This is a genomic window from Candidatus Methylacidithermus pantelleriae (assembly GCF_905250085.1).
Lineage (GTDB): Bacteria > Verrucomicrobiota > Verrucomicrobiia > Methylacidiphilales > Methylacidiphilaceae > Methylacidithermus > Methylacidithermus pantelleriae.
The window spans coordinates 1-7322 of sequence record NZ_CAJNOB010000042.1 but is presented as its reverse complement, the minus strand read 5'-3'; the positions used below and the strand labels follow the sequence as shown (position 1 = coordinate 7322).

At 53.0% G+C, this 7322-nt stretch carries 3 protein-coding genes and 1 pseudogene; 2 read left to right on the top strand and 2 right to left on the bottom strand.

Translation table 11 applies throughout. From position 1 onward, the window contains the following. The first annotated feature begins 132 nt into the window (after positions 1 to 132). The gene (locus KK925_RS08410) at positions 133 to 2541 is read left to right on the top strand and encodes a circularly permuted type 2 ATP-grasp protein (protein ID WP_174583513.1); all 2409 of its coding nucleotides are present in this window, start codon (positions 133 to 135) and stop codon (positions 2539 to 2541) included. Then, on the top strand, positions 2538 to 3422 hold the full coding sequence (locus tag KK925_RS08405) for a transglutaminase family protein (protein WP_174583512.1): 885 nt from the start codon (positions 2538 to 2540) through the stop codon (positions 3420 to 3422). The genes KK925_RS08410 and KK925_RS08405 overlap by 4 nt, the downstream gene beginning before the upstream one ends. Before the next feature lie 449 nt (positions 3423 to 3871). Here KK925_RS08405 and KK925_RS08400 read toward each other — a convergent pair. Together KK925_RS08400 and KK925_RS08395 are read right to left on the bottom strand one after the other, a co-directional pair. Continuing rightward, positions 3872 to 7102 (bottom strand): annotated as a pseudogene (locus KK925_RS08400) (efflux RND transporter permease subunit). After that, the coding region (locus KK925_RS08395) for a TolC family protein (protein WP_174583511.1) at positions 7099 to 7322 on the bottom strand (224 nt) is incomplete at its 5' end. The gene KK925_RS08395 and the pseudogene KK925_RS08400, both read right to left, overlap by 4 nt.

Here is a 7322-nt window from a genome sequence, read left to right as displayed (position 1 = left end):
AGACCGTTGGATCGACCCCATTCCGGTGGGTGACCCTCTCGACGATCCACCCCATCCCACACCCCATGGTGCCCTCGGCACAGTCGCCATTGCTCGGGCAACGGAAATCGCGGGGTTCTTTGCGGAGGGCCTATGAAGCTATCGGTATTGGAGGCAAAGATCCTGGATTTTCTTGCCTCGCTGCCGGCGGAGCAGGTCACTCGCTATCGGAGGATCCTGGGTCGCGGCCTTCTGGAGGAAGGTCAGCGGGAGGTGGGAGCGCACGTTATGCGCCATCCTTTGGATCCCCTTCCCATTGTGTTAGAAAGAACCCAGTGGCAAGACATCCAAGCAGCGGTAGTCCAGCGGTTAACGGTTTGGAACGCGTTCCTCAAAGATATTTACGGCTCTGCCGAAGTGTTAGAGCGTGGGGTAGTACGATGGGAACCCATTTATGAAGATCCCAATTTTCTACGGGAATGTGTAAATCTTCCTCAAACAGGCCATTTGTATCTCTTTCATCTGGCTGTGGATTTGGTCCGGGATTGTGAGGGACAATGGCGGGTACTACGAGATTGCGTGGGAATACCGACGGAGGCGGCCCTAGCCGTGGAAAGCCGAAAATGGAGCTGGGAACTCTTGCGGCCGCTACTTCAGGGGGAACGATCCCTTGTGCCCCATCGTGATCCCATCGTCGTTTTAGTGGAATGCTTGGAATGGGCTACTCCAGTTGGACGTTCTGGTCCGCGAGCGGTTCTTTTGGGAGAAGGGCCGGAATCCCCCGCATATACTCAGCAAGCTCTTCTGGCACGCCACATGGGAATTCCCATGGTACGGGGGGATGACCTTCTGGTTCTGGACCGGGCTCTTTTTTTTAAAACGGTCGGTGGGCTCGAAGAGGTCAATATCGTATACCGCGGGATCCCTTCGGCGCTCGCTGATCCTGTAAGTGTGGAGCCAAGCTCTTGTTGTGGAGTTCCCGGCCTTCTCTCAGCTTTGCGGGCAGGTGCCCTCACTGTGGTCAACCCGTTGGGGAGCGAGCTAGTCGAAAATCATCTTGTGGCCGGGGCCTTCTCTTCCCTGTGCCGGTGGTATTTTCAAGAGGAACCGAAGCTGCCTTCGGTATCCGTTGAGGATCTGAGCTGCACAGGCGCAAGGGATAGCGTAGAAGATCCCGATTCACCCGTTCTGGTAACCGATGCTTGGGGTGTCCCCCAAGGTGTTCCCGCTTTGAGCCCTGTGCGGAAGGTTGTTTGGGAGAACCTCTCTTTGGAAAAGCGTCCCGTTTGGAACGACGGGGAAGTGGTGTTTCGGCCGTACGCATTGCGGGTCTTTGGGGTATATCGGAACGGGATTCCCCAGGTCCTTCCGTGTGCCATTGCTTGGGTTCCGATGGAGGGAGTGGGAATCGCAAGCCTTTTCGGAAAGGGAAAAGGGTCGTGGCTCAAGGATGTGTGGGTGCAAGACTTCGAGGCAGCAGAGGAAACGCGACCGGTCCGACGCTTTGTGAGGAAACTTTTGCGCCGAACCCGGATGGGGAGTCGGCAAGCAGAAAACCTTTTTTGGATGGGGCGTTACTTACAGCGGGCGGAGACAGCCATTCGAATGTACCGGTTTTTGGATGAGCTCGAGTTCGAGGTGCCCACGGTAGGGGCCGGCTCCTGGAGGTTTGTGTGGGAAGCGGTGGCGTCTACCTTGGGATACGGGAGTCGTGTTTTCCCACCGGATCGTGCACCGCACAGTGAGGCTCTCGCGCACTCTGTCCTTTGGAACGCCGACAATCCTTCTTCAGCGTGCTCGTGTATCGAGGCCGCTAAACGCAATGCGTACGCCTCGCGGGAAGCGTTATCGCCGGAAGTTTGGGGAGCACTTGAGGCTTTGTATGACGTGGCAACTCGGGGAGAAGGAGTTTTCAAAGGGGAGCGAAGCTCCGATCCGGACTGCGATCGCTGGGTATGCCAGCTGCTGGAAGCACTGGACCGGTTCTGGGGCGTCTTTGACAAGCACATGCTCTACAATGACGGATGGTTTTTTTTCCGCATGGGCTGGTATTTGGAAAGCTCGCTATGCACGGCTCTGGTGTTGTGGCAGCTCCGAAGTGCGCCGGCGACGGTCGGTTTAGTTTCACTAGCGGAGGAGGATGTCCTGTGGGACGCGCTTTTACGCATGATGGCTGCCCAGTATGCACACCGGAGTTCCTTTCCAGGACGGGCTTCCCGATCGACGGTCCTAAAGCTGCTTCTCTATGATCCGCAATTTCCTCGGTCCGTTGCCTTTGGTCTTAAGCAAATGGAACTGTGCTTGGATTCTCTGGTTGGAAATCAGGAGGTGGCGCTCCGTTACGTCCGGCATCTGCGGAGCTCCTTGGACATTGCTGAATGGAAGGGTCGAGACAGGCGGCATGATCCAGGGCTGCAGGGAGAAGACCGGTCTGCCTCCTTCGAGGAAGAAAGCTGGTTAGCAGAGTGGATTGACCGCTTGCTCGCCCTCTATCCCATTCTTCACGACTACTGTTTTGGCCATCAGGCATCTTTGGACGTGGAATCGGACAAGCAACAGTGAGGTTTCATATTGTTCATTGGACCGAGTACGTGTACTCGGGACCCGCGCTTGAATCCTACATGGAGTTGCGCGTTCGGCCCCGCAACACTTCCCGGCAAGTCGTTTGGAAGCATCGAACCGAACTAGATCCCCGAGTGGCGCTTGAGCTTTTTACGGATTATTTCGGTAACTGGGTAGAGTTTGCATCCATTCCGTTTCGCCACGAGCGGCTGACAGTGGTTTCTCGTTCGGAAGTGGAGACGCGTCCGGTCCCGGATCGTGTAACGGTGAAGGATCTAACCGTTTCCCAAGCGCTTAGCCTCTGCCGAAACCGCAAGGAACTCTACGAGTGGATGCTCCCATCCCGCCGGGTCCCTTTTCTTCCCGATGTCCGAGCGTTAGCCGAAGAGCTTCTTCCGTCCGACGTTCCCTTTTTTGAGGCTCTCTGGCAGCTTAGTCACTATATTGGAGAACATTTTTCTTACGAACCGGGGGCAACGGACGTTACAACTCCGCTAGAGGAGGTGCTCGTTAAGCGCAAGGGGGTGTGCCAGGATTTTGCCCATGTTCTCATCGCGATTGCGCGTGCGCGCGGGCTACCGGCTCGCTATGTATCAGGCTACATTGAGCCGGTGGGGGCAGGGGCTTCTCCCGGTACGTTTGCCAACCTGTCGGTCGCAAGTCATGCTTGGGCGCAAGTTTACAGTCCCGCAGGGGAGTGGATTGGCCTGGATCCGACGAACCAGTCTTGGGAAGGCACCAGTCACGTGCAAATTGCCGTTGGCAGGGATTATTGGGATGTAGCTCCTTTAAGGGGGATCTTTAAGGGAGCAAGCGATCAGAAGCTTTCCGTAAGAGTTAGCGTAGAGCGCTTGGAGGATTCCGAATCGCAATCCTGTTAATTGAAAGTGCATTGTATCTGCCGTTTTCGAAAAAGTCTTCGACGCACTGTGTACAAAATAAACTTTTTCGGCAGGTTAGAATTATAAGACGTCTCTCACAAGTTTGTTGAACTTTTCCTTTGTCGTTGGAGCTGGTAAGAGGAGGGGTGAGAGAACGGTTGGTGAGGGTTGATTGGACGAGAGAGTCATCGTCAATGTGGTGGATAAGGCTGGATTCTCTTGGTTAGGCGGTGGTTTGCCTATCATCGGTTGGTAAGGTGACTTCGAGAGCATTATTGAAGGTTTTTTCTGGATGACCTCACTATCCCGCTACATTTTTCCTCATTTTGTCTCCACATCTCTTGAACTTGCAACATTATCCGATTTTCCTTACCTATGGCTTTCGGACTCGAAAGGCCATAAAGGTATACACAACAACCCTGCTATCCTCTAGCCACATCATCCTCTCTTTAAACACCCCTAAAAGCTGTCTCCCGAACTACGACTCGTTTCATAATGACATAGTAAAGCACAGGCACCGCCGTGCGGGAAAGAAGGGTTGAGGCAACCTCACCCGCCATCAGCGAAAGAGCTAAGCCTTGAAAAATCGGATCAAAAAGGATGACTGACGCACCGACAAAAACCGCGGCTGCGGTCAAAAGCATCGGGCGGAAGCGAATCGCACCAGCCTCTATAACCGCCTCTTCTACTGAAGTTCCTTCCCTCAACTTTAATTCGATAAAGTCCACCAGAATGATGGCATTGCGAACGACAATGCCGGCACCTGAAATCAAGCCTATCATTGAAGTGGCAGTAAAAAACATTCCAAACATCCAATGGGCTGGAAGAATTCCGATGAGGGATAGGGGGATGGGAAGCATAACAATCCAAGGAATACGAAAGGATGGAAACCATCCAACCACGAGAATGAAAATAAGGATGATCACAGCGGCAAAGGAAAGCCCCAGGTCACGGAAGACCTCATAAGTAATCTGCCATTCCCCATCCCACTTGAGAGCCCAGTCCTTAGCAAGACGTGGGGGGTGTGTATAAAGGATCTCCAAGGATTTCCCGTCGGGCGTTCGAAGTTTTTCCAACTTGTTTGCGAGGGTTAGCATCGCGTACACTGGGCTTCCAAGCCTGTCGGTGACATCAGCAACGACATAGGAAACGGGCAACAGATTCTTGTGGTAGATCGGCAAACGTTGGCTCCGTTCTTCCAGTCGTGTGACCCACGCCAATGGAACCGGGCGGCCAAAGCGAGAGAAAAGACAAATTTTGCCCAGGGTCTCCAAGTTGAGCCTCGCCGGCTTGGGCATCCGAACAACTATATCCACTGGTTCAGGCTCGCTTTCAACGTGCGCCAGGCCGACTTTCACGCCTTCTATAGCCGCTCTAAGAGTGTCGGCTATCTCTATCGCAGAGAACCCATTAAGCGACGCCTTCCCCTTATCAACTTCAAATCGAGCTAATGGTTGTTCCACCGCCTCATAGGTAGCAATATCCGTAATACCTGGGGTCCGAGTCAAAAGACGCTCCAAGCTTTCGGCGATCTTCCTTCTCTCCGACAAGTCTGGTCCATAGATCTCGAGAACCAGCGTCGAAAGCACTGGCGGCCCCGGAGGAACCTCCACCACTTGCCCATGAGCCCCGACGTCGGCAGCAAGTCGATTAATGAACGGACGCACGCTTTCAGCAATTTCGTGGCTCTGTCGCTTTCGCTCCTTTTTCCCTACCAGATTCACTTGAATGTCACCCTGCCACGGTCGATTCCGCAAGAAATAATGTCGCACAAGCCCATTGAAGCTAAAAGGAGCACTACATCCCACATAGACTTCTACATCCCTTGCCTCAGGAATCTCTCATAGAAAAGCCGCCATCCGCCACAAAACCTGCTCCGTTACCTCTAACGACGTTCCCTCTGGCATATTCAGAACCACTTGAAACTCGTTCTTATTGTCAAACGGCAGCATTTTGACCCGAACCAGTCGAAGGAAAACCAAACCCACCGATGCTAACAAAAGCAACACAACAGTCAGAAAGAAAACGTTCCTCCAAAGCTGCGAATAAATAAGCGGGCCCATGTACACGCGGTAAATCCTCGTCCAAATGTCTTCTCTCTGGTGTTTCTTTCTCTCTCGATAGCTCCGAAGAAATCGGGCGGCCGCCCACGGAGTTACGCTGAGGGAGACAAACAAGGAAAAGATCATGGCTGCTGAAGCCCCGATCGGAATAGGCCGCATATACGGCCCCATTAACCCCCCTACGGACGCCATAGGCAAAATGGCCGCGATGACCGCCAGAGTCGCTAAAATCAAGGGACTGACAATCTCGTTTACCGCCGAGGATACTAGATCGAATCGTCCCTTTCCTCGACTGTTCGGTAGATGCATATGCCGCACAATATTCTCCACTCCGACAATGGGATCATCCACTAAAATCCCGATCGTAAAGATCAAAGCGAAAAGCGTCACCCGGTTAATCGTAAACCCGAACATGTGAAAAGTGAGAAGTGTCAGACCCATCGTTGTTGGAATGGCTATCATCACAACCGCGCTCGCCCGAATTCCTAAGGAAAGCGCAATGAGCAAGCCTACCCCAAACACAGCCAACCCCATGTGGAACAAAAGCTCGTTTGCCTTCTCTGCAGCCGTTTCCCCATAATTCCGCGTGACCACAAACCGAACGTCTTCCGGAATAACGGTTCCTCGAAGTTGACTCACCGCCTGGAGAATCTTTCCGGATAGCTCCGTCGCATTCGACCCTCTCCGCTTGGCTATGGCTAACGTAACCGCGCTTACTGGGCTCTTGACTGCATCTTTGGGCCCCTTAGGGCCCCAACAAAACGTAACGCGTCGCTCCTCCTCGTCGGGGCCGTCTACAACAGCTGCAACATCCTTCAAGCGAACGACGTTTCCACCGCTGACACCTACCACCACGTTTTCTAAATCCTCTTTTTGCGTCACAAATGAATCCGCCTCCGCCTCCACCTCCGTCGGCCGCGTCTCTAAGCGGCCCGAGGGTCTCCGAACGTTTGTTCCTTGAATGTGTCGTACTAGATCGAGCGGAGTAATGAAGTGCTCTCGTAACTTGTCGACATCGAAAAATACGTGAAACACCCTTTTTCGGCCGCCAATAATTGTGGTTTCCGACACGTTGGGGATGGCATTAATTTTATCCCGCACAGACGCCACAATCCGGCGGAGTTCCATCGGCGTGCGGTCTCGGCTGTAAAAAGTCATTGCCAAGATTGGGACATCATCTATGGACCTTTGCTTGATCAAAGGCACGGAAGCACCGGGCGGTAAATAATCAAGATTGGAGTAGACTTTAGTATATAGTTTGATCAGGCTCTTTTCCATGTCCTCACCGACTCGGAAGCGGACGATAAAAAGAGCGCCGCTAGGCTCCGCAGTCGAATAAACATATTCGACACCGGAGATCTCCCAGAATTTCCGCTCCCCAAGATCGATGATCCTCTTCTGAATTTCCTCCGGGGTGGCTCCCGGGAAAGCCACGAAAACGTCAAAAATCGGAACAACAATTTGGGGTTCCTCCTCCCTGGGTAGTGGGACAAGCGCCAAGTATCCTAAAACGACAGAAGCTATAATCAGGAGAGGAGTTACCTTGGACTCTGTAAAAAAACGAATGAGCCCGAAAAGTGGATTATAAGAAGGGGAAATGTCCCTGTCGGACGTCATGGGAAAATGTCCCTCATCAAAACCATAACATTCGAATCATCCAGGCGACCCGACAGAAAGTACAACCGGGCTCTCAGGCTCAAGATGCGGAGAAGATTTTCTCGAAGAGCGGCTTCAGCTTGTTCCTTCTGCAAGCGCATTTGAACAACGTCCGCTACTGTTTTCTTTCCCTCGTGATAGAGAGTTTGAGTGAGATCCGATGCGATGGCCGCGTTGGCTA